The 23,216-nt window shown below is 61.6% G+C and carries 19 protein-coding genes; 13 read left to right on the top strand and 6 right to left on the bottom strand.

From position 1 onward, the window contains the following. Window positions 1-62 precede the first annotated feature (62 nt). The gene (locus HF257_RS08295) at window positions 63-2,360 is read right to left on the bottom strand and encodes a beta-galactosidase (protein ID WP_185707310.1); all 2,298 of its coding nucleotides are present in this window, start codon (window positions 2,358-2,360) and stop codon (window positions 63-65) included. A gap of 98 nt (window positions 2,361-2,458) precedes the next feature. Then, on the bottom strand, window positions 2,459-4,603 hold the full coding sequence (gene dinG / locus HF257_RS08290; protein ID WP_185707312.1) for an ATP-dependent DNA helicase DinG: 2,145 nt from the start codon (window positions 4,601-4,603) through the stop codon (window positions 2,459-2,461). Window positions 4,604-4,702: 99 nt separating this feature from the next. Between dinG and HF257_RS08285 the strand changes: the two genes are divergently transcribed. Continuing rightward, a complete protein-coding gene (locus HF257_RS08285) occupies window positions 4,703-5,167 on the top strand; it encodes a CopD family protein (protein WP_185707313.1) in 465 nt (154 codons plus the stop codon). Between the two features lie 119 nt (window positions 5,168-5,286). Here the strand turns inward: HF257_RS08285 and HF257_RS08280 are convergent, their stop codons facing one another. Together HF257_RS08280 and HF257_RS08275 are read right to left on the bottom strand one after the other, a co-directional pair. After that, the gene (locus tag HF257_RS08280; RefSeq protein WP_185707315.1) at window positions 5,287-6,045 is read right to left on the bottom strand and encodes a collagen-like protein; all 759 of its coding nucleotides are present in this window, start codon (window positions 6,043-6,045) and stop codon (window positions 5,287-5,289) included. A gap of 182 nt (window positions 6,046-6,227) precedes the next feature. Further along, entirely contained in the window at window positions 6,228-6,923 is a 696-nt protein-coding gene (locus HF257_RS08275; RefSeq protein ID WP_185707317.1) for an OmpA family protein, read from the bottom strand. A 190-nt stretch (window positions 6,924-7,113) separates the two neighbouring features. Between HF257_RS08275 and HF257_RS08270 the strand changes: the two genes are divergently transcribed. The 4 genes from HF257_RS08270 to HF257_RS08255 are packed head-to-tail and all read left to right on the top strand — an operon-like array spanning window position 7,114 to window position 8,787. Further along, window positions 7,114-7,611, top strand: coding sequence for a DUF6231 family protein (locus HF257_RS08270; RefSeq protein WP_185707319.1), 498 nt, complete (start codon window positions 7,114-7,116; stop codon window positions 7,609-7,611). Between the two features lie 5 nt (window positions 7,612-7,616). Continuing rightward, on the top strand, window positions 7,617-8,087 hold the full coding sequence (locus HF257_RS08265) for a YchJ family protein (protein ID WP_185707321.1): 471 nt from the start codon (window positions 7,617-7,619) through the stop codon (window positions 8,085-8,087). A 20-nt stretch (window positions 8,088-8,107) separates the two neighbouring features. Then, window positions 8,108-8,590: an LEA type 2 family protein gene (locus HF257_RS08260; RefSeq protein WP_185707323.1), complete on the top strand. Its 483-nt coding sequence runs from the start codon at window positions 8,108-8,110 to the stop codon at window positions 8,588-8,590. After that, entirely contained in the window at window positions 8,587-8,787 is a 201-nt protein-coding gene (locus HF257_RS08255; protein WP_003189235.1) for an SEC-C metal-binding domain-containing protein, read from the top strand. Before HF257_RS08260 ends, HF257_RS08255 begins: the two co-directional genes overlap by 4 nt. Before the next feature lie 77 nt (window positions 8,788-8,864). Here HF257_RS08255 and HF257_RS08250 read toward each other — a convergent pair whose 3' ends face one another. Both HF257_RS08250 and HF257_RS08245 read right to left on the bottom strand, forming a co-directional pair. Then, window positions 8,865-10,250 (bottom strand): ATP-binding protein, encoded by a 1,386-nt coding sequence (locus HF257_RS08250; protein WP_185707325.1) that lies wholly within the window; start codon window positions 10,248-10,250, stop codon window positions 8,865-8,867. Then, window positions 10,247-10,957: a response regulator gene (locus HF257_RS08245; RefSeq protein WP_185707327.1), complete on the bottom strand. Its 711-nt coding sequence runs from the start codon at window positions 10,955-10,957 to the stop codon at window positions 10,247-10,249. Before HF257_RS08245 ends, HF257_RS08250 begins: the two co-directional genes overlap by 4 nt. A gap of 210 nt (window positions 10,958-11,167) precedes the next feature. On the opposite strand from HF257_RS08245, the gene HF257_RS08240 reads away from it, so the two are divergent. The 8 genes from HF257_RS08240 to HF257_RS08205 all read left to right on the top strand — a co-directional run bounded on the left by HF257_RS08240 (window position 11,168) and on the right by HF257_RS08205 (window position 22,950). Continuing rightward, a complete protein-coding gene (locus tag HF257_RS08240; protein ID WP_185707837.1) occupies window positions 11,168-13,549 on the top strand; it encodes a TonB-dependent receptor in 2,382 nt (793 codons plus the stop codon). Window positions 13,550-13,574: 25 nt separating this feature from the next. Next, complete coding sequence (locus HF257_RS08235; RefSeq protein ID WP_185707329.1) at window positions 13,575-14,690, top strand: ABC transporter substrate-binding protein; 1,116 nt, start codon at window positions 13,575-13,577, stop codon at window positions 14,688-14,690. Between the two features lie 170 nt (window positions 14,691-14,860). Next, window positions 14,861-15,919: a FecCD family ABC transporter permease gene (locus HF257_RS08230; protein ID WP_185707331.1), complete on the top strand. Its 1,059-nt coding sequence runs from the start codon at window positions 14,861-14,863 to the stop codon at window positions 15,917-15,919. Continuing rightward, entirely contained in the window at window positions 15,916-16,701 is a 786-nt protein-coding gene (locus tag HF257_RS08225; RefSeq protein WP_185707333.1) for an ABC transporter ATP-binding protein, read from the top strand. The genes HF257_RS08230 and HF257_RS08225 overlap by 4 nt, the downstream gene beginning before the upstream one ends. Before the next feature lie 93 nt (window positions 16,702-16,794). Beyond that, entirely contained in the window at window positions 16,795-17,439 is a 645-nt protein-coding gene (locus HF257_RS08220; RefSeq protein ID WP_185707335.1) for a glutathione S-transferase N-terminal domain-containing protein, read from the top strand. A gap of 230 nt (window positions 17,440-17,669) precedes the next feature. After that, window positions 17,670-20,111, top strand: coding sequence for a penicillin acylase family protein (locus tag HF257_RS08215; RefSeq protein WP_185707337.1), 2,442 nt, complete (start codon window positions 17,670-17,672; stop codon window positions 20,109-20,111). A 203-nt stretch (window positions 20,112-20,314) separates the two neighbouring features. Beyond that, window positions 20,315-21,319: a ligase-associated DNA damage response exonuclease gene (locus HF257_RS08210; protein ID WP_185707339.1), complete on the top strand. Its 1,005-nt coding sequence runs from the start codon at window positions 20,315-20,317 to the stop codon at window positions 21,317-21,319. After that, window positions 21,316-22,950: an ATP-dependent DNA ligase gene (locus HF257_RS08205; protein WP_185707341.1), complete on the top strand. Its 1,635-nt coding sequence runs from the start codon at window positions 21,316-21,318 to the stop codon at window positions 22,948-22,950. The genes HF257_RS08210 and HF257_RS08205 overlap by 4 nt, the downstream gene beginning before the upstream one ends. The last annotated feature ends 266 nt before the right edge of the window (window positions 22,951-23,216 follow it).

Raw genomic sequence — 23,216 nt, 5'->3', positions numbered from 1 at the left:
CGCTAAAAAGAGGACGACATTGTTCCAGTCATTGTAGGTTTTGTGAACCCGTCAGCCCTCAATCAATGGCCATTGCCGCCGTGCCCGCCAGCGTGTCCACCGCCCTGCCCCGCGCCTTTGCCTTCATGCCCGCCGTTGCCGTTTTCACGCTCGCGCACAACGCTGGCGGCCTTGGCTTTTTCAGCTTCCTTACCCAGTTGGTCGACCGCCGCCAGATTGCTTTTACGCACGCTGTCGACAAAGCCCTGGTAAGGCACATCGGTGATACCCACCAGACCGAAGTGGCCGTTTTCACCGTCCAGCAAGCGGCCAGTCACTGGCTGATCGAGGTACTGGAACCAATGCACGCCAACAATCGACGGCTCGGCCATGGCCTGCTTGAGGAAGTTGCCATAGGCCACGCCCCGGTCTTCCTCCCTGGCCAACTGCGTCACACCGCCCCAGAACGGGCCGCGATCGGTGGACCCGAAGTTGAATTCGGTGATCAACACCGGTTTGTCCAACTGTCGCAAGGCGGCGAAGTCGTAACCATCCTGGGGCTTGAGGGTGTACATATTGAAGCTCAGTACGTCGCAATACTGGGCGCAGGACGCCACGGCTTCCGGCGTGCTCACGGCATAGCGGCCACCCAACAGCAGTTGGTTGGGCGCGTGCCATTTGAGCGAGTCGGAAATGGTCTTGAAGTAGGCGTCGGCAAAGGTCTTCTGGAAGTATTTGAAGTCCGCTTCGATCTCCGGATGCTCGGCGCTGGGCATCGGCGGCTCAAAGCCCGGATCTTCCATCAGCTCCCAGCCTGCCAGGTGGATACCCCAGGCTTTCGACAGGCCTTCTTCGTTGCGGTACTTGTCACGCAGTTGCTTGAGGAACGCGCGCTTGGCCGGTACGTCAGTGGTCATGCGCAAGGTGCCATAAGCCAGGGCGTAGCGAGACTTTGGGTCATCGCCAGGACCGGCCCAGGCCAGTTCGTTATCGGCAAAGAAGCCGATTAACCAAGGATCGTCCCGATGATCACGAGCGGCAATGGCCACAGCGCGCTCAGTGGCCATGGCGAAGCGCGGGTCGAACGGGTCAGGCATACCGCCCCACCAGTCGGTACCGGTGCTGATGCTGGCGTAGTCACCCACAATCGACAGCGGCAAGGTGTACGGCACGCGGCCTGCAGTGGTCAGGTCGGGATCGCTCCAGTTGCCCACGGTGTTGAAACCCCAGGCTTGCAGACGGTCCAGGGTATGGGTGACCCAACGTTTCTGGTCGAAACCGTCACCGCCATACGTGCGCTGCAGGTTGGCACCGTAGAAGTCATACCAACGCCCCGCACCAAAGCTGCGACCCTCGCCCGCGCCGTTGCCAGTACGGTTGTCGCTGCTGCCGTAGTACTTGTCGAAGGGCTCGCCTGCCTTGGGCAGTGCGGCGAACATCCATTCACGACCGGCCACGTAGGTCTGGCTGTTGTCCGGCGCCACGGTGTTCACGCCCAGCGAGTAGAACGGATGGCCTTCCGGCGTCACCAGGTACCAACGACCGTCGCGCTTCTCGGTGCGGAAAAACCCGCTGGCGTCGAACGCCGGGCCTTTGTTCCAACCGCCATATTGGTCCAGGGCGGACTTGTCCCGCGTGGCCAGCCAGCCCTGGAGCTGTTGCTGCTCTTTGACGGCGGCGGCCTTGAGTTGTTCGTCGCTGCTGACTTTTTCCGGCCAGCGCGCACGGGTGGACTGGCCATAGGCGTCCACCAGTTCGCTGTAGGCGGCCTTGAGCACCGGCTCGCTGTCCTGCACGCCAAAGCGCTCCAGCAAGATGCTTTGGGCGGCGTTGGGCTTGATCATCGACAGGGTCACCGAAACCACCTGGCTGCGGTCAATTTCCCCGGTGCTGCTGCCCAGCAATACGCGTTGCCCCTCAACGGTAATCGGCATCGGCGGGCCGGCTTTCATGCCTTGGCTGAGCGGCGAGTTGGCTTGCAGCGGGATCAGCAGCGTCTGGGCCGGGCCGGCAGGGAGGTCGATGCGGCTGAGCAGGGTTTTGCCGTCAGCGCTCTGCACCTTGATGTAGAGGGTCAATGCCCAGTTCATGGTGCTCTGAATGCGCAGGCTCATGGCACTGGATTGGGACCAGTCCCAGGTACCGGTTTGCGGGCTGAGCACCAGGCTCGGTTCGGCCGCCGGGTTGAAGGTGATACGGCGCAACACTTCGCCTTCCGCGGTTTGCTCTGCGTTGTATTGCGGCAGGCTGGCGTCCTGGGTCGCCACCTTGACCACATCGGCAGGCCGGACGAAGTTGAACAGTGTCTGTTGCCCGGCAGGCGCGGCCATCAAAGGCGCAGCGAACAACAGGGCAAATAGAGCAGGCAGCGTGCGAATCATACGAACAAGGTTCTCCCAAACGGCCGGTGAATGGCCTGATGACATAAATCCATAGCAGTGAGATAGACCACGAAGTGGGCGAATCCGCCCACGGTGGCTTAAGAAATTTCGCGCCTGAACGGCGGCAAGGCATTCAGGATAGCCTTGCCATAACGCTGGGTGACCAAACGGCGGTCGAGCAAGGTGATGGTGCCCCGGTCCTCCTCGGTGCGCAGCAAGCGACCGCAGGCCTGGACCAGCTTCAAGGAGGCATCCGGCACCGAGATTTCCATGAACGGGTTGCCGCCGCGTGCTTCGATCCACTCGGCCAGCGCGGCCTCGACCGGATCATCCGGCACCGAGAACGGGATCTTGGCAATGACCACGTGCTCGCAGTAGGCACCGGGCAAGTCCACGCCTTCGGCGAAACTGGCCAGGCCGAACAGCACGCTGGAATCCCCGCCGTCGACTCGCGCCTTGTGCTTGTTGAGGGTTTCCTGCTTGGACAGGTTGCCTTGGATAAACACTTGCTTGCGCCAGTCGCGATCGAGGCCGTCGAACACGTCCTGCATCTGTTTGCGCGACGAGAACAGCACCAGAGTGCCACGCGAACCTTCCACCAACTCCGGCAGGTCACGAATGATCGCGGCGGTGTGGGCGGCGGCATCCCGCGGGTCAGCCTTGAGGTCCGGCACCCGCAACACGCCAGCGTCGGCGTGATGGAACGGGCTCGGCACCACGGCGGTGACGGCCTTTTTCGGCAGGCCGGCGCGCATGCGGAAACGGTCGAAGGTGCCCAGGGCGGTCAACGTGGCGGAGGTCACCAGGCAGCCATAGGCCACGTTCCACAGGTTACGCCGCAGCATTTCCGCAGCAAGGATGGGGCTGGCGTTGACCTCGATATCAAACAGCGCACCGCTTTCCGACAGGGTCAGCCAACGGGCCATGGGCGGGTTGTCTTCCGGGTCTTCGACCGTGAATGCGGTCCACAGCTCCCAGTTGCCCTGGGCACGGGAAAGCAGGCTGCCGAACAGCGGGTACCACTCCTCGGCCTGGTTGCTGGCGATGCCGATGTTGACCTCGCCGTCCATGCCCTCTTTGAGCAAGTCGGTGAGGCGGGTAAACAGGTCGGTCAGGCGCGAAAAGCCCTTCTTCAACTCGATGCCCATCTCGCGCATGTGCTCGGGGATCAAGCCGCCGACAAAGCGGTGACGGGGCCGTTCGCGGCCTTCCACATCTTCACCGGGCTTGAAGTCGGCGACCTGCTCGCAAGCGCTGAACATGAACTGCTGCTGGGTCTTGATCTCCCGCGCCAGCTCCGGCACCTGTTCGATCAGTTTGCCCAGGTCGCCGGGCAGCGGGTGCTGGGCCAGCAACTTGGTGAGGTTCTTGGCGGTGGACTCCAGCCAATCAGCCGTGGAGCGCAGGCGGGTGTAGTGAGCGAAGTGGCCGATGGCCTTGTCCGGCAGGTGATGGCCTTCGTCGAACACGTAGAGGGTGTCGCGCGGGTCTGGCAGCACAGCGCCGCCGCCCAAGGCCAGGTCTGCCAGCACCATGTCGTGGTTGGTGACGATCACGTCGACCTTGCCCATGCCTTCGCGGGCCTTATAGAAGGCGCACTGGCCGAAGTTGGGGCAGTGGCGGTTGGTGCACTGGCTGTGGTCGGTGGTCAAGCGTGCCCAGTCGGCGTCTTCCAGGGCGGTGGGCCAACTGTCGCGGTCACCGTCCCATTTGTTGCCGGCCAGTTTCTCGATCATGCTGGTGAACAGCTTCTGGCTGACTTCATCGACCTCGATCTTGAAGCCTTCTTCTTCGAACAGCGAGGCCGTGGCGGTTTGCGCGTGGCCTTCTTGCAGCAAAACGTCGAGCTTGGACAGGCACATGTAGCGGCCACGCCCTTTGGCCAGGGCGAACGTGAAGTTCAAGCCGCTGTTGCGCATCAGGTCGGGCAGGTCTTTGTAGACGATCTGCTCTTGCAGGGCCACGGTGGCGGTGGCGATCACCAGGCGTTTGCCGGCGGCTTTGGCCGTGGGGATCGCGGCCAGGCTATAGGCCACGGTCTTGCCGGTACCGGTGCCGGCCTCGACGGCCACGACCGCGGGCTCACCTTCGCGGCGACCTTCGTCGTCGGTGTCGATATCCCCGAGGACCTTGGCCACTTCGGCGATCATCAGGCGTTGGCCGTAGCGCGGTTTCAAGCTCTTGGCTTCGAGAAAACGCGAATAGGCGCCCTGGATCGTGGTTTTGAGTTCAGTGCTGATCATGGATAGTCGGGCGCAAAAAACGCTGGATAAATTTTCAGTGGTTCGGATCGGCCGCTATCATACCCCGCTAATTAATCCCGCGCAGAACGGAGTACTTCAATGACCGCGTTTAGCCTCGCTTACACCCTGCATGTATTAGCCGCCCTGATCTGGGTTGGGGGCATGTTTTTCGCCTGGATGATCCTGCGCCCCGCCGCCGTGGCGGCACTTGAGGGCCCTGCCCGACTCAAGCTGTGGGCAAATGTGTTTCAACGTTTTTTTGTATGGGTGTGGGTCGCGGTGGCGATTTTGCCGATCAGCGGTGTCGGCCTGCTGCAACTGCGCTTCAGCGGGTTTGAGACCGCGCCGCGTTATGTGCAGGTGATGATGGGGTTATATCTGGTGATGACGGCGCTGTTTATCCGTATCCAGGCGCTGAAATTCCCGGAATTACGCGCGGCGGTGGCGGCTGAGGACTGGCCGGCAGGGGCTGCGGTATTGGGGCAGATTCGCCGGTTGGTGGGGATCAATTTGATTGTGGGGTTGGTGGTGGTGGCAATAGCTTCGGCCCGGCCGATGTTCTAGAGGTGTTCGTTAGGGCCTCTTCGCGAGCAAGCCCGCTCCCACATTTGACTGCATTCCAAGGAATGCACGCGGTCGAAGGTGGGAGCGGGCTTGCTCGCGAAGGCGTCAGACCGGTTAAGTTACAACCGTTGGATGGTGACAGAACCCGCAGGCCCCGCTGGCCCCGGCTGCCCTTCCAACCCCGCACGGCCTTTTTCACCACCATCGGCCTGGTACACCAGACAGCCCTTGGACTGCCCACCACGCCCAGGTTTGCCCGCTGTGCCGGCCAAACCGCCAGCGCCGCCGTCAACCCAGACCTTGATCTGCTCGGCCGGGAAGTTCTGCGGCAGTTCAACCCGCACCAACGCACCCGCCCCGCCTGGCAAGCCATCGCCGCCGTTATCGCCATTGGCGCCGCGGCCTGCCGAACCCCAGGTGCAACCTGGGTCCACGCCGTTGGCGCCATCCAGCCCGGCATAACCTTGGGCGCCAGCGCCGCCGCGCGCATCAATCGACAACTCATCAGCCGTCAGGGCATTGATGCGCAAGGTCAGGTCGCGCCCGGCCTTGGCAGGTTTTTCATGGGTACCGGGTGCCCCGCGTGAAGTGATCTGGCTGCCGTGGTCCAGTTGCGCACTGCGCACTTGCAGTTGCAGCCCGGTGTTGCCGGGGGCAATGGCGATACGGGCTTCGCGCCCCAGGTGCAGTTCATCCACCGTGACCTGGCTGATAGTGGCCGGGATCAGCAGCGTGCCGTAGTCGGCCACGTCCAGGCGCTCCAGTTGCAACACGCTAGTGCTGCTAGGCAGGCGCATCAATGAATTGGTTTCAACGCTGACGCTCTGGGCCAGAGCTACGGGGCTGACCAACAGGGCCAGCAGTAAAACCTTACGCATCGTGGTGCTCCCCTAAGCGCTTAAAAAATGTGTCTTCAAAAGACATTTCTAGTTTTTTCTTTGGGCGCACAGTAACGACTTCCACAGGCGCTTTGCCAGTGAAGGATCAAAAAAGTTAATAAACGGGGGGTTAACGAGGGTCGCCAGCAATGCCCCTGTGGATCCCACAGGGGCAAGGGTTGTCAGCGGTTGATCTGGATTTCCACGCGGCGGTTCAAGGCGCGGCCTTCAGCGGTTTTGTTGTCGGCCACCGGATGACTTTCGCCGGCCCCGGTCACGGAAACAAAATTGCTGCGTGGCACGCCGGAGCCGATCAGGTAATCGGTCACCGAGTGGGCGCGTTTTTCCGAGAGCTTCTGGTTGTAGGCGTCTTTGCCGACGCTGTCGGTGTGGCCACTGACTCGCAGCTGGGCACTTGGCGCTTCTTTTTTCAGGCGAGTGGCGATGGTGTCGAGCTTGGTTTTATCCGCTGCGGTCAACTTGGCCGAGTCGAACTGGAAGTGCACATCGCGAATCACGATGGTTTCTTCCTTGACCACAACCACCTCTTCCACCACCGCGGCTACCGGCACGGGCGGGCACCCATTGGCATCGACCTGCACACCTTTTGGCGTGCCTGGGCACTTGTCACGGCTGTCCGGTACGCCATCGCCGTCCTCGTCGCCATCGCCATGTACCCAGCAGTAGGCGCCGGCCATACCGCCGACCAACAAGGCGCCATAGCCCGCGTAGGCTGAACTTTGAGTTGCACCGATCGCGGCGCCGGTCACACCGCCAACGGCGGCGCAGGTGGGCCAATCGGTTTTTTGCAAGCCGGCACAACCTGTCAATACTCCGGTTAGCAGAACCAAGGGTAGAGCTGTCCGCATGATGCTCATCTGATTTCTCCTGAGGGGATCGGCGGGGGCCGACGAGTGGAGTAAAGACGGCTCCTTTCATCTGCGCCACTACGCCGCGCCCCTGTATTCATTGGGGATGCTCGTGCACAGCTGGCTTTTCGCGATCGCCCGCTCTAGGCCCGTACGCTCAGCCGCGTTAGTCTCTATGGCCCTGATGTGAGGATCTCTGATGACCGCTGGTATTTCTGCCCGTACCCCGCAGCAGGCCTTGGCCGCCTTGCTCGACCTGCACCAACCCAAACGCCTGTTGCTGCTGGGCGCCAGCCAGTTTCCCGCGCTGGAGGCATTTCAAGCGGCGCACCCTGAGACTCAGGTGTCCGTCGCCCCGCCTGGGCCACTGCCACCGGAGCTTGCTGCGCAGCGTTTTGACTTGGCGTTGGTGGTCGATTGCCTGGAGCACCTGTCAAAACCCCAGGGCCTGACCTTGCTTGGCGGTATTCGCAACCTCAATGCCAGCAAGATCGCCGTGCTGGTGGACCTGGGCGCCTGCGACTGGAAAGACACTGACTTCTTCTCCCTGGCCCTGCAGGCCGGCGAGCGTTTCCAGCGCGATGAGCAGGTTCTGACGCTGTTTACCTACGATCTGCTTGACTATAAACAGGTGCCGGACTGGCTCAACGCCCGCTTCTGGGCCAACCCGGAAAATTTCGGAAAGTATTGGTGGTAACCCCGATGAGTACATCCATTTGCCCGTGCGGCAGTGGCAACCTGCTGGATGCCTGCTGCGGCCACTATCACGCCGGCCACCCGGCGCCCTGTGCCAGCGCGCTGATGCGTTCGCGCTACAGCGCCTACGTGCTGGGCCTGGTGGACTACCTGGTTGCGACCACGTTGCCCGCACAACAGACCGGCCTGGACCGCGAGGCCATCGGTGCCTGGAGCGCCCAGAGCACCTGGTTGGGCCTGGAAGTGGAAAGCTCCGAAGTGTTCGGCGGCCAGCCAGAACACGCGTTCGTGACATTTACCGCACGCTGGCATGACAGCACCGGCGAACACAGCCACCGCGAGCAGTCTTCTTTCGTACAGAATGACGGGCGCTGGTACTTCATCGACCCAACGGTGGAGGTGAAGGCCGGACGCAACGATGCGTGTTTGTGCGGCAGTGGGCAGAAATTCAAGAAGTGTTGTTCCAGCTATCTCTAATCCCTCACAGGACTGACGCCATGCTTCGGATCTACAGCTTGATGCTGGCGTTAACCCTGGGTCTCACCGGCTGTGCCTCGTGGTTCGAAAACGACGCCCCGCCGCCCCACGTGTCCTTGGTGAAAGTCGAGGTGGTGCGGGCCAAATTACTGGAACAAAAGTTCAAGCTGTACTTTCGCGTGGACAACCGCGACGACGCCGACCTGACCGTGCGTGGCCTCATCTACAAGGTCAGCCTGGGCGACTTCGTGCTGACCGAAGGCGAGTCCAATGAGTGGCTGACCGTGCCGCCGCGCAGCCATGCTTTTTTCAAGGTGTCGGTACGCACCAACCTCTGGCCGCAGATCCGCGACGTGGTGCAGATGCTGAAAAATCCCGACCAGCCCGTGCCCTATCGTTTGGAAGGCGAGCTCAAAACCGGATTATTCATCGGTTATGACGTGCAGGTGGCCCACAATGGCGAGATAATCCCCGGCGATTTTATTCCGGAGCGACATCGATGACTCAACAACCCCATGTCCATGGTCCTGACTGCAACCACGATCACGATCATCATGATCACGACCACGGCCATGTCCACGGCCCGAACTGCGGCCACGCTCACCAAGAGCCGGTGCGCAATGCATTGAAGGACGTTGGTCGCAACGATCCTTGCCCGTGCGGCAGTGAGAAGAAATTCAAGAAGTGCCACGGGGCGTAAGCCACGCTAAAAACCAGATGTGGGCAGGCTTGTGTGGGAGCGGGCTTGCTCGCTCCCACATTGGATCGCATTTCAGGTCAGAGTTTGCGCTGGAACTGCAACGCCACTTCCAAGCCCCCACCTTCCCGATTCCTCAAACTCAACCGCCCCTCATGCGCCCTGGCGATGGTGTGAGCAATGCTCAACCCCAACCCGTATCCGCCGGTCTCGGCATTGCGTGAACCTTCCACCCGGTAAAACGGTTCCATCACTTGCTCCAGCTGTTCCTGGGGAATCCCCGGGCCACGGTCGCTGATAACAATCTTCAAGCTGTCGGACTGGTCCTCGACCCGCACCACCACGTCACTGCCATAACGCACCGCGTTTTCCAGCAAATTCTGTACGCACCGTTTGAGGCTGCGGGCGTAGCCCGGTAACGGTTGTTTCGCACGGCCTTCGATGCGCACGCTTTCGCCGACGTCCTCCAGGTCCGCCTGCAAACTTTGCAGCAAGGCATTGATGTCGATGTTCTGCCGCGCCTCGTTGATTTCACCGCTGCTGACGAAATCCAGGGTGCTGGAGACCATGTGCTCCATTTCCTCCAGGTCGCTGCGAAAACGCTCACGGGTACGGGTGTCCTCAAGCATCTCCGTACGCAAGCGCAGGCGTGTGATGGGTGAACGCAGGTCGTGAGAAATCGCCGCAAGAAAGCGCGTGCGTTCGGCAATGTTGGCGATCAACCGTTGCTGCATCGCGTTGAAGGCCTGGGCGGCGCGGCGCACCTCGGTGGGCCCATCCAACGATAGCGGCGGGCGCTGAATATCCCGCCCCAAGGCCTCGGCGGCCTTGGCTAAGGCGTTGAGCGGACGGATGGCCAAGCGCACCGCTACCAGGGCGATCACCACCAACACCAAGACCCGCAGCAGGTAAATGCGCATCACGTAATCAAATAGCAGGTCCAGTGGCGAGGTACTGGTCCAGCCCTGCTCTTCACGGGCGTCCACCTGCAGCCAGCGGCCATCGGGCAGGCGCAGGTCGATGAGGAATTGCCCCACCACCGGTTTGGAACCGAGCAAGGTCGACAGCCCTGCGGTTTGCCCTTCGCCATCCACCAGCGACAAGCGCAGCAGGATCAGGGTCTGGGCGTAGCCGGTCTTCTCCGAGAGCACCTTCTTGATCAGCCGCTCGGTGGGCCGGTCGCTGTCGGTGAGGCTGCTGGGCGTATTGCTCGCTTGATCACTCAAGGTCAGGCGAAAATGCGGTGCATCCAGCAACTTGATCAGTTGGTCCGCCTGCTGCGGATCGCTGTGCACCAGCCGCACCACATCCGCCAGGCGCGTGGCGATCAGCCGCGCAGGAATCTCCAGCACCTGGCCATGGCGACGGTCGTACCAGATGCTGCTGGTCAGGGCCTGTGCCGCGAGCATGCCGCTGACCAGGATCAGCACCAGCCGCCCAAACAGCGAACGCGGCAGCAGTCTCACGAGCCCAGCACCACATCATCAGCGGTGAGCATGTAGCCCTCGTTGCGCACGGTCTTGATCAGCCCCACCGGCAATTGCGAGCGCAGGCGGCTGACGCATACGTCGATGGAACGGTCGAACGGCGTACTGTCCTTGTCGAACACATGGTTGAGCAGAAAGTCGCGGCTCAACGGCCGGTTGGGGTGCTGCAACAACAGGCGCAACACGCGGTAATCCGAATTGCCCAAGCTGACCACCACCCCTTCCGGCGACAGCAGTTGCCGCGCCCGTGTGTCCAGTTGCCAGCCGGCGAAGCCAATGCTCGGTGCTTCGTCCAACCGTGCGCGGTCGGGGAAACTCTGTACCCGACGCAGCACCACCTTGATCCGCACCAGCAATTCACGCGGGTCAAATGGCTTGGGCAGGTAGTCATCGGCGCCGATTTCCAGGCCGACAATGCGGTCGATCAGCGAGCCTTTGGCGGTGAGCATCACCACCGGGGTGTTGGAGTTCACCCTTAATTCGCGGCACAGGCTCAGGCCGTCTTCGCCGGGCAGCATCAGGTCGAGGACGATCAGGTCGATGACGTTCAGTTCCAGGCGCCGGCGCATCTCCTTGCCATCGGCGGCGGTGGATACCTGGAAACCGGCGTCGCTCAAGTAGTCGCACAGCAACTGGCGGATCTGCGGGTCGTCATCAACGATCAGGAGATGGTCTTGCTTGGCCATGGGCAATTGATCCGAAAAACTATAAAACGCAGCAAATAGCCGAAAGTTCAGCCAGCTGTGTACGCAAATGTAATGGAATGTTGTGGGAAACGATAATCACGCATCAGCGATACAAAGCCAGGGCATGGCAGGGGAAATCGCTCTTTAGACTACCGAACCTAAATGAGAGTAATTGTAATTTAGACTCGGATGCATCCTATGCCACAGCCCATTACATTGCCTACACCCCGCAGCCACGCGCTGCAAAATACCCTGGCCCCGATGTTCGGCTTGCTTGCCGCCGGCAGCGTGACCCCAGTTGCCTGGGCCGACGCCTCAACCGCCACCACCAACGATTCTGTGCTGAGCCTGCCGGAAATCACGGTCGACGGTGAAGCCACCTCCACTTTCAAGGTGGACCGGGTGACCTCGGCAAAAATCAGCCAGCCGCTGCTGGATGCACCGCAAAGCGTGACCATCGTGCCGCAGCAGGTGCTCAAGGAGCAAAACGCGCAAACCTTGCAAGAAGTGCTGCGCAACGTGCCGGGCATCACCTTCATGTCCGGCGAAGGCAACCTGGGCTGGGGCGACCTGTTTTCGATTCGCGGCTTCTCATCCGAGCAAAGCCTGACTGTCGATGGCGTGCGCGATGCCGGCATGTCCACGCGCACCGACACCTTCAACCTGCAGCAGGCCGAAGTGTTCAAGGGCACCGGGTCCATTGAGTCCGGCGTTTCTGCCGTCGGCGGCAGCGTCAACCTGGTGAGCAAAGAAGCGCACCTGGGCGACGCCAATCGCGTGTCTGCCGGTATCGGCACCGATGCCTATCGCCGCCTCACCGCCGACCTCAATAAACAGCTGAACGACACCACCGCCGTACGCATCAACCTGATGAAGCACTACAACCAGGTGTCCGAGCGTGACGACGTGGACTACGACCGCTGGGGCATTGCGACCTCGTTCGGGTTCGGCCTGGGCACCGACACGCGCTTCTTTATCGACACCTTCTACCAGAAAGACACCAACACCCCGGACGGCGGCGTGCCGATCCAGCGCGGCACTCACGGCGACCGCATGCCCGGCGTGAAACGCTCCAACTGGTACGGTGACTCCAGCCTCTATACCCAGGAAAACAAAACCACGTCGCTGACTGCGCGCTTCGAACATGACTTCGATTGGAATGACGCCCACCTGCGCAACCAGACCCGCTGGGAGCGCAGCGACAACTTCGCGGTGCTCTCTCCAGCGCGCTTTTTCGCCGCCGATGCCAACGGCCAGAAAACCTGTACCGGCGCCCGCTGTGCGACGTTGGGCTATACCGGTGTAGGCCCGATCAGCCAAGTGCCGGGCAGTACGGTGAATGCCTACACCGACTACGTAAACAACAGCAACACGGCCTACGGCATCCTGCGCGGCAGCGACTTTGGTTTGTCCAAGCGCTACACCATCCTGGATAACCAGACCGACTTCAGCTTTACGTTCAACACCGGCAGCCTGCAACACGCGGTGGTCTCGGGCCTGGAGCTCTATCACGAGACCTACGGCGGCTTGAAACGCAACGCCGAAGTGCCGGCCGGCAACATGCTGTTCGACATGGCCGACCCCAGCCATAGCTTCGCCAGCACCTACGTGACCAAGGGCGTCGGCGAGCCGCGCTCGGTGATCGACAACGCCGGCATCTACTTGGGCGACACTGTCACCCTCAATGAACAATGGCAAGTGCTGGGCTCACTGCGTTACGACAAATGGGACGCTGAAACCCGCCAGCGCGGCCAAGCCACCACCAGCAGCGGCGACGGAGCGGTCAGTGGCCGTGTTGGCGCGGTGTTCAAACCGTTGCCCAACGGCAGCATCTATGTGTCCTACAGCGAAGCGGCGCAGCCTTCGGCACTCGGCGCATCCACCAACAACCAGATCTACGGCGCGGCGAGCACCAGCAACTACAGCCCGGCCAAATCCAAGACCTATGAATTGGGCACCAAGTGGGACATCGCCCACGACATGCTCAACGTCACCGCAGCGATCTTTCGTACAGAGCTGGAGAACTCCTGGGAGTACCAGGACGGCGAATCGGCCCCGGTACGCGCCCTGCCCGCTAAACGGGTAGACGGCATCGAGCTGGGCCTGCAAGGCAATATCACCCCGCGCTGGACCGCCTACAGCGGGTTCTCGGCACTCAAGAGCGTACAGACCAAAGGCATCAACAAAGGCGCAGAAGCCAAGAACGTGCCTGACCTGACCGCCAACCTGTGGACCACCTACGCCGTCACCGATGCCCTAAGCCTGAGCTACGGCGAGCAGTACGTGGGCCGACGCCGCTACAGCGACAACAAGTACGTCGGCGGTTTGAACAACAACAGCAGCTACGCCAACGGCCCGTCCGGGGTGAACGCCATCTACGTGCGCGACAACGAGAAAGCCCCCGGCTACTGGCTGAGCAACGTGGCGGCGCAATACAAGGTGAACAAGGACACCACGGTCAACCTCAACCTCAATAACGTGTTCAACAAATTCTATTACAGCCAGGTGGGCGCCTCCCTCGACGGCTTCCAGCTCTACGGCATTCCCGGGGCCGGACGCACCCTCACCGCCAGTGTCGATTATGAGTTCTAAATTCCCTCTATCAGGAGCCCTTGCCATGTCCAAACCCCGTCACCTGCTCAAGCTCGGCATGCTGTTCGCCGCGCTGGTCATCGGCCACGTCGAGTCCGCCGCCGCTCAGGAAGTCACCGATGTGCTGGGCCGCAAGGTCGAAGTCACCGATCACGTCAAACGTGTGGTGCTCGGCGAAGGCCGGTTGATTTCGGCATTCGCCCTGTTGGACAAGGACGCACCGTTCCAGCGCATCGTCGGCTGGCAGAACGATTTGAAGCTGCTGGACCAGCACACCTACAACGCCTACGTGGCGAAATTTCCGACGGTGAAGGACATTCCACTGATCGGCCAGGCGTCGGAACAAAGCGTCAGTGCCGAGGAAATCCTGTCGCTTAAACCGGATCTGGCGGTGTTCAGCATCTCTGGCCACGGCCCTACCGAACACAGCCCAGTCGCTGATGTGCTGGCCAAGGCCGGCATTCCTGTGCTGTTCGTCGACTTTCGCATCAACCCGGTACAAGGCACCCACGCCAGCATGAACGCGCTGGGCCAGGCATTGGGTCGCGAAGCCCAGGCCAAGGCATTCCTGGACTTCTATGACGCACACATCAAGGTCATCACCGACGCCGTGGCCACCCTGCCTGCGGGCCCACGCCCAAGCGTGTTCCTTGAACTGCTCGCCGGCGCCTGGCAAGCACCGGGCCACACCACCGGCAAGAGCGGCATGGGGGAAGTGATCAAGTTGGTGGGTGGGCGCAATATCGCCGCCGACGTGGTGCCCGGAGCGCTGGGAGATATCAGCGTGGAGTACGCGCTGAAGGCTGATCCGGATGTGTATGTCGCCACTGGCAACCACAAACCGGGGCTGATCCTGGGCGCTGGCGTGAGCACCGACGAAGCCCGCGAGGCCTTTGACCGGGTGCTGGCGCGTCCGGAATTCTCCAACCTTCGTGCAATTCGCGAGGGCAATTCCCACGGTTTGTGGCACGACTTCTACAACTCGCCGTACAACCTTCTGGCCATTGAAGCGCTGGCCAAGTGGGTGCACCCGGCGTTGTTCGCCAAGCTGGACCCGCAGGCGACCATGGAACAGATCAACGGGCAGTTCCTGGGGATGCCGTTGCAGGGTGCCTACTGGATCGACACCCAATCCAAATAACACACCGATAGTTGTGGGAGCGGGCTTGTGTGGGAGCGGGCTTGCTCGCGAAGGCGCAGTGTCAGTCACCAGAGATGTTGACTGATAGACCCCATTCGCGAGCAAGCCCGCTCCCACACAAGCCAGCTCCCACATTTGGATCCTCATTTTTTCCAGATTGTGTGAGCCACATGACCTCTCAAACCCTCGACCTCGCCAGTGCCACCCACGGCTACCGTCGCCTGCTCGCACGGCGTGCGTGGTTGCTGGCCCTGCTCGGCACAGCGCTGTCCTGCGCCATCCTGGTAGACCTGGCCAGCGGCCCGTCGGGCATGGGCCTCTTGGCCTTGCTCGACGGGATTGTGCACCCCTCCCATTTGAGCGCCACCGACCAGGTGATCATCTGGAACGTGCGCCTGCCCTATGCGCTGATGGCCGTGCTGGTGGGGTGCGCGCTGTCGCTGGCCGGGGCCGAGATGCAGGCGATCTTGAATAACCCGCTAGCCAGCCCGTTTACCCTGGGCGTTTCGTCGGCGGCGGCATTGGGTGCGTCCTTGGTGATCGTCTTTCCGGTGACCACGCTGTGGGTGTCGGCCAACACCGCGATCTCCCTCTCGGCATTCATCTTCGCAGCGGCTTCCGTGTTTTTGCTGCAAGCCATGTCACGCCTGCGCGGCGCCGGGGTAGAAAGCCTGGTGCTGTTCGGCATCGCCTTGGTGTTCAGTTGCAACGCGGTGGTGGCCTTGCTGCAACTGGTGGCCACTGAAGATGTGCTGCAACAACTGGTGTTCTGGACCCTGGGCAGCGTCACCCGCGCCAACTGGGACAAACTCGGCATCCTGGCGCTGGTGGTCGCGGTGGTGTTGCCGTTTTCCTTCACCGCCGCGCCACGCCTGACCTTGCTGCGCATGGGCGAAGACCGTGCACAAAGCTTTGGCGTGGACGTGAAGCGGCTGCGGTTTTTCTCGTTGCTGCGCATCAGCCTGTTGTCGGCTACCGCCGTGGCGTTTGTAGGCACTATCGGATTTATCGGCCTGGTGGGTCCGCATATCGCACGGATTCTGGTGGGCGAAGACCAGCGCTTCCTGCTGCCGGCCAGCGCCTTGACCGGTGCGTTGCTGCTATCGCTGTCGTCGATTGCCAGCAAGCTGATCATGCCCGGCGTGATCGTGCCGGTGGGCATCGTCACGGCCTTGGTGGGCGTGCCGATTTTTGTGGTGCTGGTGTTCAAGCGTGGGAGGCAGTTATGAGCAAGGGGTTGAGCATCCACAACGCCAATGTCAGTTATGGTCGTCGGCAGATCGTGCATGACCTGAGCCTGCCGCCCCTGCCGCCAGGCAGCTTGACCGCACTGATCGGCCCCAATGGCGCCGGCAAGTCGACCTTGCTGCGTGCCGTGGCCGGGCTGGAAAAGATGCAAGGTGTTGTGCGACTGGGTGACCTGGACTTGTCGGCCATGTCGGTGGCTGAACGTGCACGACGTGTGACGTACATGCCGCAAAACCTGCCGCCGGGGTTGAGCCTCAGTGTGATGGAAAGTGTGATCGCCGCCTTGCGCGTGGCCAATGTGGACGGCATTCCGTTGTCCGGCGACGCTTGCCTGCGTGAAGCCTTCGAGGCGTTGCAGCGCATTGGCATCGCCCATCTGGCAGATCAACTGCTGAGCACGTTGTCCGGCGGCCAGCGCCAACTGGTCAGCCTCGCCCAGCTCATCGCCCGTCGCCCCCAAGTGATGCTGCTGGACGAACCCACCAGTGCCCTCGACCTCAACTACCAATTGAAAGTCATGGAATGTGTGCGCAGCCTGGTGCGCGAACACAACCTGATTGCCGTGGTGGTGCTGCACGACATCAACCTGGCCGCGCGCTTCGCCGATCGAATCGCCGTGTTGCGCCAGGGCCGCTTGTACGCCAGCGGCAAAGCGGATGACGTGCTCGACCCACTGCTGTTTGCCGAGGTCTACCGCGTGCAGGTGCGTATTGAGCGCTGTTCGCAGCAGTCGTTGCAGGTGCTGGTGGACGGGGCCGTGTGATTTGCTTCTAAGGGTATGCGCAAATGTTTCATTGAATTTTCGTACACCCAACATCACCTATACCTACAGGCATTCGCTCAATTGGAGAGCTTCATGATCGACCTGTATTACTGGACAACCCCCAACGGTCACAAAGTGTCATTGTTCCTGGAAGAAGCCGGACTGCCCTACGAGGTGCACCCGATCAATATCGGCCAGGGCGACCAGTTCAAGCCAGACTTCCTGAAGATCGCTCCCAACAACCGCATTCCGGCCATCGTCGATCACCATCCGACCGACGGTGGGGCGCCGATTTCGCTGTTTGAATCCGGCGCAATCCTGCTTTATCTCGCGGAAAAAACTGGCCAGTTCATCCCACAAGACCTACGCGGTCGTCAGGAAACCCTGCAATGGCTGTTCTGGCAAATGGGCGGCTTGGGGCCAATGGCGGGGCAGAACCACCATTTCAGCCAGTTCGCACCGGAAAAAATCCCCTACGCGATCAAGCGCTATGTAGATGAAACCGCGCGCCTGTATGGCGTACTTGATCGGCGCCTGGCGGACCGTGCGTTCGTGGCGGGCGAGGCCTACAGCATTGCCGATATGGCGATCTACCCATGGATTGTTTCCCACAAGTGGCAGAGCCAGCGGCTGGAAGATTTCCCCCATCTGCATCGCTGGTTCAACAGCATCAAGGAGCGGCCGGCGACTATCAGGGCCTATGAACTGGTGCAAAAGGTCAACCCGCCCAAATCCTGATCTAACGTCTCACGCGGTCAAACTGTGGGAGCGGGCTTGCTCGCGAATGCAGTGTGTCAGTCAATGCAGATATGACTGACACACCGCATTCGCGAGCAAGCCCGCTCCCACACTTAAATCTCCACCCGTCTCACGTTCTCACCCAATTGCCAAAACTCCTGCTTGCGTCGTTTCGCCGCGCTCACTAACGTAGCGCCTTTACTGACGCTACCCCCCGCAGGAGCTTTGCCATGGCCTCGCCAGCCCTCTCACATTTTCTTCCCCGGTTCGGCGTTGCCGCGGCAGTGGCCAGTGCGTTAAGCCTGGCCGGTTGCCAGCTCCAGAGCACCCAGGACACCCTGCCGCCGGTTGCCGGCGTGCAGCCGATCAAAGGCTTGGCACAAAACGTGTCGGTGCGCCGCAATGCCCAGGGCATGCCGCTGATCGAAAGTAATACCTTCCACGACGCGCTGTTTAGCCTCGGTTATGTGCACGCCAGTGATCGCATCACCCAGATGGTCACCCTGCGCCTGCTGGCCCAAGGCCGCCTGGCGGAAATGTCCGGGCCCGAGGTGCTGGATGTCGACCGTTTCATGCGTGCGGTCAACCTGAAAAAAAGCGCTGGCGAGTTGTATAACGCCTCGTCGCCGCGCCTCAAGCGCTTCTTCGAAGTCTACGCGCGTGGCGTCAACGCCTACCTGTTCCGCTACCGCGACAAGCTGCCGCCGGACCTGGCCCAGACCGGCTACAAGCCGGAATACTGGAAGCCGGAAGACTCGGCGCTGCTGTTCTGCCTGCTGAATTTCAGCGAGTCGGCCAACCTGCAGGAAGAAATTTCCTCGCTGGTGCTGGCGCAAAAGGTCGGCGTCGACAAACTCGCCTGGCTCACACCGAGCGCGCCGGATGAAGCCATCCCACTGGCCGAGGCCGAGAAACTCAAAGGCGTGAACCTGAGCCAGATCACCGGCCTCGCCGGGTTGGACACGGTCAGCCAGCAACTGAGCAGCCTCAACGCGTTGGCCGTGACCACGTCGAGCAACTGGGCGATTGGCCCGCAACGCAGCCGCAGCGGCAAAAGCCTGCTGGCCAGTGACCTGTCGGCCCAACCGCAAGCACCGTCGCCGTGGAGCTACGTGCAGATCCGAGCGCCGAAATACCAGGCCGTTGGTGCCTCGATTGCCGGCTTGCCGACCCTGTTGTCCGGCTTTAACGGCAAAGTCGCGTGGAGCATGAGCACCGTCAAGGGCGACACCCAGGACCTGTTCCTGGAAAAGGTCAAACGCCAAGGCAGCGCGCTGTACTACGAGAACAACGGCAAATGGCTACCCGCTGGCGTGCGTAACGAAACCTTCTTCATCAAAGGCCAGCGCTCGATCCGCGAAGTGGTGTACGAAACCCGTCACGGCGCCCTGCTCAACAGCAGCCAGGCGCTGACCAGCGGCTTCGGTCTGGCCCTGCAAACCGCCGACTTCAAGGACGACAAGAGCCTGGACGCGTTCTTCGACCTGTCCCGCGCGCAAAACGCCGGCAAGGCCTCGGACGCCACCCGCGAGATCCGCGCCATCGCCCTGAACATGATCTTCGCCGACGCCAGCAACATTGGCTGGCAAGTCACCGGCCGCTTCCCCAACCGCCGCGAAGGCGAAGGCCTGCTGCCCTCGCCGGGCTGGGATGCGCGCTTTGACTGGGACGGCTACGCCGACGCGATGCTGCACCCGTATGACCAGGACCCGCCACAAGGCTGGATCGGCACAGCCAACCAGCGCACCGCTCCGCGCGGTTATGGCATGCAGTTGTCCAATTCGTGGGATGCACCGGAGCGCAGCGAGCGCCTGGCGCAACTGGCCAATGCCGGCAAGCATGACAGCCGCAGCATGATCGCCATGCAGTACGACCAGACCACCACCTTCGCTGCCAAGCTCAAGACCATGTTCCAGGCGCCGGGCATGGCCCAGCCATTGAAACAGGCGATCGATGCACTGCCGGCCGCCGAGCAGACGAAGGCACGCGAGGCACTGAGCCGCCTGATGGCCTTCGACGGTCGCCTGGTGTCGACGTCTGCCGACGCCGCGCTCTACGAACTGTTCCTGCAGGAAAGCGCCAAGCAGATCTTCCTCGACAAGCTCGGTCCGGAAAACAGCGCCAGCTGGAAGGCGTTTGTCAGCACTGCCAGCCTGTCCTACTCGGCCACCGCCGACCACCTGCTGGGCCGCGAAGACAGCCCGTTCTGGGACGACACACGCACCCCGCAGAAAGAAGACAAACCGGCGATCCTCGCCCGCACCCTGGCGGCAGCGATTACCGCTGGCGACAGCCAACTGGGCGCCGATCGCAAGGCCTGGCAGTGGGGCAAGTTGCACAGCACCACCTGGAAAAACATCAACGGCCAAGTGATTCGCGGCCCGTTGGCCAGTGGTGGCGACCACAACACCTTGAACCCGGCGCCGTATAGCTGGGGCCAGGATTTCAACACGAGCCAAGTACCGGCGTTGCGCATGATTGTCGATTTCGGCCAGTTGGAACCGATGATGGGCCAAGGCGGTATCGGCCAGTCCGGCAACCCGGCCAGCCCGAACTATGCCAATGGCATCGACCCGTCGCTCAAGGCGCAATACCTGAGCTTCCCGATGCAGCCGCAGAACTTTGAGAAGGTGTACGGGAAGACCAGGCTTACCCTGACTCCCGGTAAATAACCCGATTTCTCCCTGAGGAAACCGGATCAACATGTGGGAGCGGGCTTGCTCGCGAATGCGGTGTGTCAGTCAATGCAGATGTGACTGAACCGCCGCATTCGCGAGCAAGCCCGCTCCCACATTTGCTCTGCATGCATTCAGATAGAACTTCTCAAGTCTTACTTCCCTCCTAACTGATAAGCCCATCGCCCCCGGCACCGCCCATGGACCTTGTCATCGCCCGCCCCGAAGGCCTCTACTGCGCCGCCGGCGACTTCTATATCGACCCCTGGCGTCCAGTGGAGCGAGCAGTCATCACCCATGCCCACGGCGACCACGCCCGCACCGGCAACCAGCACTACCTGGCCGCCGCTCCCGGCGAAGGCATCTTGCGCTCACGCCTGGGCCAGGACATCAATCTGCAAACCCTGGCCTACGGCGAACGACTGGACCATCACGGCGTCACCCTGAGTTTCCATCCCGCCGGGCATGTACTCGGTTCGGCCCAGGTGCGCCTGGAATATCAGGGCGAAGTCTGGGTTGCATCCGGTGACTACAAGGTGGAGCCCGATGGCACCTGCGCACCCTTTGAGCCGGTGCGTTGCCATACCTTTATCACCGAGTCGACGTTCGGCCTGCCGATCTACCGTTGGCAGCCCCAGGCGCAGGTCTTTGCCGGAATCAACGATTGGTGGCAGGCCAATATCGCCGCCGGCAAGGCCAGCGTGTTGTTCTGTTATTCCTTTGGTAAGGCTCAACGGATCCTGCATGGCATCGACGCCAGCATCGGCCCGATCCTCAGCCACGGCGCGGTAGAGCCGTTGAACCGCGTCTACCGCGAAGCCGGTATCTACATCCCGGAAACCCTCTACGCCGGGGACTTCCAAAAGACCGACCCGCTACTGCGCCAAGCCCTGATCATCGCCCCGCCCTCCGCCGGCGGCAGCAGTTGGATCAAGCGCTTCGGTGACTACAGTGATGCCTTTGCCAGCGGTTGGATGCGCCTGCGTGGCACGCGCCGGCGGCGCGGCGTTGACCGGGGCTTTGTACTGTCAGACCACGCCGACTGGCCCGGGCTGTTGTGGGCCATCGAACAAACCGGTGCCGAACGGGTGATGGTCACCCACGGTTCTGTCGGCGTACTGGTGCGCCACCTGCGGGAAAAAGGCCTGGATGCCCAGGGCTTTTCTACCGAATACGGCGATGACGAAGAAGAGGCAAGCGTATGAAAGCGTTCGCCGAGCTCTACGCCAACCTCGACGCCACCACCTCAAGCAACGCCAAGCTCGCCGCCTTGCAGGCCTACTTTCGCCAAGCCCCGCCGGAAGACGCCGCGTGGGCGGTGTACTTTCTCTCCGGTGGTCGGCCTCGGCAACTGGTGCCGAGCCGACTGCTGCGGGATATGGCCACTGAAGCGGCCGCAATCGAGCCGTGGTTGTTTGAAGAAAGCTATCAATCCGTGGGCGACCTGGCCGAGACCATTTCGCTGCTGCTACCGGACTATCCCTACACCTCCCAGGATGGCCTCGCGGTGTGGCTGGAAGAAAAACTGCTGCCGCTGCGTGGCCTGCCGCCCCTGGAGTTGGCTGAACGCCTGCCCGCGTTGTGGGCGCAATTGGACCAACCAAGCTTGATGGTGTGCATCAAGTTGATCACCGGTAGCTTTCGCGTTGGCGTGTCCAAATTGCTGGTCACCCGCGCCCTCGCCGCCCTCGCCGACCTGGACAGCAAACGCGTGGCGCAACGGCTGGTGGGCTACACCGATTTGTCCAATCGCCCTACGGCTGAGGGGTACCTCAAGCTGATCGCTGCCGAATCGTCCGACGAACACGCACAACGCGGCGGACAGCCTTATCCGTTTTTTCTTGCCCACGGACTGGCACAACCACTGGAGCAGTTCGACACCCTGCTCGGTTCCCCTGCCGACTGGCAAGTGGAGTGGAAGTGGGACGGCATCCGTGCGCAACTGGTCAAGCGCGAGGGTCGTCTGTGGGTGTGGTCACGCGGCGAAGAACTGGTCACCGAGCGATTCCCCGAACTCCACAGCCTGGTGAGCGGCCTGCCGGATGGCACGGTGATCGACGGTGAAATCGTGGTGTGGAAAGACGCGGTGCAACCCTTCGCCTTGCTGCAACAGCGCATCGGGCGCAAGACGTTGAGTAAAAAAGTCCTAGAGGATGCACCTGTAGCGGTCCTGGCCTACGACCTGCTGGAACATCAGGGCGATGATTGGCGCAACCACACCCAGGCCGAACGCCGCGCCCAACTTGAGCAGGTAATAACTCAATGCAATCAGCCTGTGCTGCGCGCCTCACCGCTGTTGACGGGCGCCACCTGGCAAGACCTGGCCGAACAGCGTGAGGCATCCCGCAGCCTCGGCGTGGAAGGCATGATGCTCAAGAATCGCCAAGGCCTATATGGCGTGGGCCGGACCAAGGACATGGGCCTGTGGTGGAAGTGGAAGGTCGACCCGTTCAGCGTCGACGCCGTCTTGATCTACGCCCAACGCGGGCATGGCCGGCGCGCCAGCCTCTACAGCGACTACACCTTCGCCGTATGGGACGGGCCGCCCGGCAGCGAGCGAACGTTGGTGCCGTTTGCCAAGGCGTACTCCGGGCTCACCGACGAAGAAATGCGCAAGGTCGACGCGATTGTGCGCAAGACCACGGTGGAAAAATTCGGCCCGGTCAGCAGCGTGACGCCCAGCATGGTGTTTGAGCTGGGATTCGAGGGGATTGCCCTGTCGAAGCGGCATAAGAGTGGGATTGCGGTGCGGTTTCCACGGATGTTGCGGTGGCGGCAGGATAAGGCGGTGGAGGAAGCGGACAGTCTCGCCACACTGCAGGACCTCCTGACCTGACACATATCCCCTGGGGGAGCGGACTTGCTCGCGAATGCGGCGTGTCAGTTGACTGATCTGTGACTGGTACACCGCATTCGCGAGCAAGCCCGCTCCCACATTTTGATCCTCGCCAGACCCAAAATAGTGCACTGAATTTTTAGTGCCCACTTTCGGGCATCTCCTACACTCAGATCTCCCTATTCCCACCTTTTAAAACGATCATTCGGAACTATGGTGCAGAAATTGCTACTTGTGTTGCGTCTGACACCGTTCAGTAACAGTCC

It is taken from the genome of Pseudomonas cremoris, assembly GCF_014230465.1.
This window is presented reverse-complemented; position numbering and strand designations above follow the sequence as displayed.

What these genes read in the sequence shown, in the direction of transcription:
- HF257_RS08295 (WP_185707310.1), bottom strand. Translation starts at nt 2,360, where the DNA reads ATGATTCGCACGCTGCCTGCTCTATTTGCCCTGTTGTTCGCTGCGCCT.
- dinG (WP_185707312.1), bottom strand. Translation starts at nt 4,603, where the DNA reads ATGATCAGCACTGAACTCAAAACCACGATCCAGGGCGCCTATTCGCGT.
- HF257_RS08285 (WP_185707313.1), top strand. Translation starts at nt 4,703, where the DNA reads ATGACCGCGTTTAGCCTCGCTTACACCCTGCATGTATTAGCCGCCCTG.
- HF257_RS08280 (WP_185707315.1), bottom strand. Translation starts at nt 6,045, where the DNA reads ATGCGTAAGGTTTTACTGCTGGCCCTGTTGGTCAGCCCCGTAGCTCTG.
- HF257_RS08275 (WP_185707317.1), bottom strand. Translation starts at nt 6,923, where the DNA reads ATGAGCATCATGCGGACAGCTCTACCCTTGGTTCTGCTAACCGGAGTA.
- HF257_RS08270 (WP_185707319.1), top strand. Translation starts at nt 7,114, where the DNA reads ATGACCGCTGGTATTTCTGCCCGTACCCCGCAGCAGGCCTTGGCCGCC.
- HF257_RS08265 (WP_185707321.1), top strand. Translation starts at nt 7,617, where the DNA reads ATGAGTACATCCATTTGCCCGTGCGGCAGTGGCAACCTGCTGGATGCC.
- HF257_RS08260 (WP_185707323.1), top strand. Translation starts at nt 8,108, where the DNA reads ATGCTTCGGATCTACAGCTTGATGCTGGCGTTAACCCTGGGTCTCACC.
- HF257_RS08255 (WP_003189235.1), top strand. Translation starts at nt 8,587, where the DNA reads ATGACTCAACAACCCCATGTCCATGGTCCTGACTGCAACCACGATCAC.
- HF257_RS08245 (WP_185707327.1), bottom strand. Translation starts at nt 10,957, where the DNA reads ATGGCCAAGCAAGACCATCTCCTGATCGTTGATGACGACCCGCAGATC.
- HF257_RS08235 (WP_185707329.1), top strand. Translation starts at nt 13,575, where the DNA reads ATGTCCAAACCCCGTCACCTGCTCAAGCTCGGCATGCTGTTCGCCGCG.
- HF257_RS08230 (WP_185707331.1), top strand. Translation starts at nt 14,861, where the DNA reads ATGACCTCTCAAACCCTCGACCTCGCCAGTGCCACCCACGGCTACCGT.
- HF257_RS08225 (WP_185707333.1), top strand. Translation starts at nt 15,916, where the DNA reads ATGAGCAAGGGGTTGAGCATCCACAACGCCAATGTCAGTTATGGTCGT.
- HF257_RS08220 (WP_185707335.1), top strand. Translation starts at nt 16,795, where the DNA reads ATGATCGACCTGTATTACTGGACAACCCCCAACGGTCACAAAGTGTCA.
- HF257_RS08215 (WP_185707337.1), top strand. Translation starts at nt 17,670, where the DNA reads ATGGCCTCGCCAGCCCTCTCACATTTTCTTCCCCGGTTCGGCGTTGCC.
- HF257_RS08210 (WP_185707339.1), top strand. Translation starts at nt 20,315, where the DNA reads ATGGACCTTGTCATCGCCCGCCCCGAAGGCCTCTACTGCGCCGCCGGC.
- HF257_RS08205 (WP_185707341.1), top strand. Translation starts at nt 21,316, where the DNA reads ATGAAAGCGTTCGCCGAGCTCTACGCCAACCTCGACGCCACCACCTCA.